General features: G+C 62.4%; 1 protein-coding gene and 2 pseudogenes. All 3 read right to left on the minus strand.

Annotation, left to right across the window (positions count from 1 at the left end; all coding sequences use genetic code 11):
- Positions 1 to 212 precede the first annotated feature (212 nt).
- A pseudogene (locus IWX89_RS18220) lies at positions 213 to 1,026 on the minus strand (AAA family ATPase).
- Positions 1,026 to 2,411 carry a Mu transposase C-terminal domain-containing protein gene (locus IWX89_RS18225; protein WP_196904950.1) on the minus strand — a complete coding sequence of 462 codons (1,386 nt, stop codon included), beginning with the start codon at positions 2,409 to 2,411 and terminating at the stop codon, positions 1,026 to 1,028. The pseudogene IWX89_RS18220 and the gene IWX89_RS18225 overlap by 1 nt, the downstream one beginning before the upstream one ends.
- A gap of 7 nt (positions 2,412 to 2,418) precedes the next feature.
- Positions 2,419 to 2,514: pseudogene (locus IWX89_RS18700) on the minus strand (recombinase family protein); the annotation flags it as partial.
- Positions 2,515 to 2,610: the final 96 nt, after the last annotated feature.

Genomic DNA, 2,610 nt, shown 5'->3' on the forward strand with positions numbered 1-2,610 from the left:
GGACTCCGCGGGCCCACTCGGTTCAGGACTTCTCTCGTCGGGCATCCTCGGGTCGATCATTCGGAGGATCCAGGCCGCCATCGGCAGCAGCTCGCAAGAGAAGGATGTCCGGTAGCCGGACCCCAAATGGACACTCCCTCACGACTACTGGGCTCCGCAGCATGTGTGGAGTTGATCGGTAAATGGCGGCTTTCTGTGATCGGTGTGTGTCGTTAGTTGCCGATGACGAGGATGCTGGCGGCGGCTTCGATTACGTCGTCGGTGATGGTGTCGAGCTGGTTGATCTTTAGGACCCGGTTGATCTGAGGGAAGAGTCGTTCGAGGAGGCGGAAGTTGCCGCGGGTGATGCGCTCGATGGCTGCGATCGCTTGCGCGTCGGTGAAGTCGTCAGGGTCGAGGGTCTTACCGAGTCGTTTCCAATGGCGGTCGAGGACGAACAGGAGTTCGTCGCGTCCCAGGGTCCGGTACTGATGTGAAAATCCGAGGCGGCTGTAGAGCTGCGGATAGTGACGAAACCGCATCGTCGATGCCGGGCATGCCGATCAAGATCATCGCGAGGTGGGTGCGGTCGTGCTGGTCGCGGAGCAGTTCCAAGGCGGTGGGGGTGAGCCGTTAGGCTTCGTCGATGATGAGAAGTTCGACCAGACGGGTGACGTCCTTCTGCCGGACTATTTCCGGTTCGTACATGAGGGAGCGGAGGTGTTCGTCGGCGCAGATCCCAACTTTCACCTGCCAGTAATCAATGTCGTGCATGAGGTCTTTGGGCCGACAGAGGACTTCGGGTGTGTAGAAGACGGTGCGAGATCGGTTCGCGAGGGCATAATGCTTCGCGTCGTGATCACCTCTGGGACCCCACTCATTGATGTAGGGCTCGAGAGCGTCCCAGTTCGCGTAGCGGCGGGCGGAGTTGGTCTTACCAACGCCGGCAGCTCCGTGGCAGATCCCGATCGTTTTCTCTTTCCGCATGGCGTTGGCGAACTCGGTAAAGCGCCGGTGTTCTTTGGTGACGATGAATGCCTGGTTCATCACTCGTCCTCTTCATAGGTGCGCAGCTTCGGACGCCACTTCGTCGGTTCAGGGGCGCGAGGTTCCTCACGGGCGGCAACGGTCAGAATGCGATCGTTTATCGCGCGACGCAATTGCTTGCGGCGGGCGCGACGAGCGGTTTCGATGTCGCGGAGACTGAGACGCAGGTTGGGGTGGGCCTCGTCGATTGCGGTGCAGATGAAAGTGTCCCGGGCGTACACGCGGATCTCGGAGATGTCGCGGGGGTCGTACCGGATCGTGATGGTGTGCCCCACAAACGAAGCGAGCGTTGGGGCTAGGTAGCGCTGGCCTTGGAAGTGGATGCCGTCACGTTGCACTACTCGGTTCTTCGGAACGGTAAGGAGCAGTCCGTCGAGTTCTTGGAGGCTGTCGGGCATCCGTGGCAGCCAGCCGTCGGCAACCCACGCGTCTCGGGGTGAGATCCCCAGCTCGCGGTGGGTTCGGTCGTTGTAGGTGCCGATGAATCCGCCGATCGCACGGTCGAGCCCGGCAAGGTCGAGGACCGGAGTTGGCGTCCGGCTGCCGGGTCCGAGGTGGCCGGGGAGGGTGGCCAGAAGTTCGGTGTTGATGGTGCCGAAGAACCGTTCGATCTTGCCGCGCCCCTGTGGTCGGCCGACGGTCGAGTGGATGATCCTGATATGCAGGGCTATAGCTGTTCGTTCGAGGTGGTGGCTGATGAAGTCGGAGCCGTGGTCGACGTGCAGGATGTCGGGGATGCCGCACATCGCCCACGCCGGGTCGGTTTTCCGCCAGATCGCCTGCCGGAGGGCGAGGGCGGTGTTAATAGCTGATGGGGCGCCGGTGAAGACCATGTATCCGCAGATTGCACGGGAGTAGTCGTCCATCACGGTCGTCAGCCACGGTCGGTCAGGTTTCCCGTCAGCGCCGAGGATGAGGATGTCGAGTTCAGTGTGGTCGGACTGCCAGGTCTGGTTGGGGTGTTCCGCGCGGCGGCGAAAGACGAGCTCGTGCTTGTCTCGGTACGAGACTGGCCCCTCCAGCGCCAGGGTGACAAGAGCCGGATCGAGGGCCTGGACGATTTGCCGCACGGTTGCATAGCTCGGCGCCGGCAGCTCACGCGCCTGAGCATCGGTGACGGCGAGACGATGCAGCGTGGCGAGACTCGGGCGCGGCCGGCAGAGTGCAAATTGTTCGATGAACGCGACCGTCTCGGCCGAAGTTCGGCGAACACTCTTGTCTTTGCGGTCACGCGGGTCGAGGGATGCAATGCCGCCTGCCCGGTAGAGCTGGTGCCAGCGCTGCAGAGTCCGAGCGGAGATCCCCGTCTCCCGAGCGAGGACGGCAAGCGGAATCTGGTCTTCGACATGCAGCCGAAGAACACGCCACCGCTCGGCCGCGTCCACAAGTCACCTACACAGTGGTGCTTTCGCGGGCCGCTAAGGCCTGCTGATGCCGGTACAAAGTGGCACGACTCCACCCGACGAGCTTTGCCGCATCCTCCGCCGTGCCCTACGTGTCAGGGTTGGGTGAGGCCAGTAGCTAACAGCAAGTCCGCCGCATGATGTAGGGCGAGAATCAGGAAACCACCACCATGTCCAGCCC

Origin of the sequence: Cryobacterium sp. MP_M3 (assembly GCF_015752155.1) — a bacterium.
Lineage (GTDB): Bacteria > Actinomycetota > Actinomycetes > Actinomycetales > Microbacteriaceae > Cryobacterium.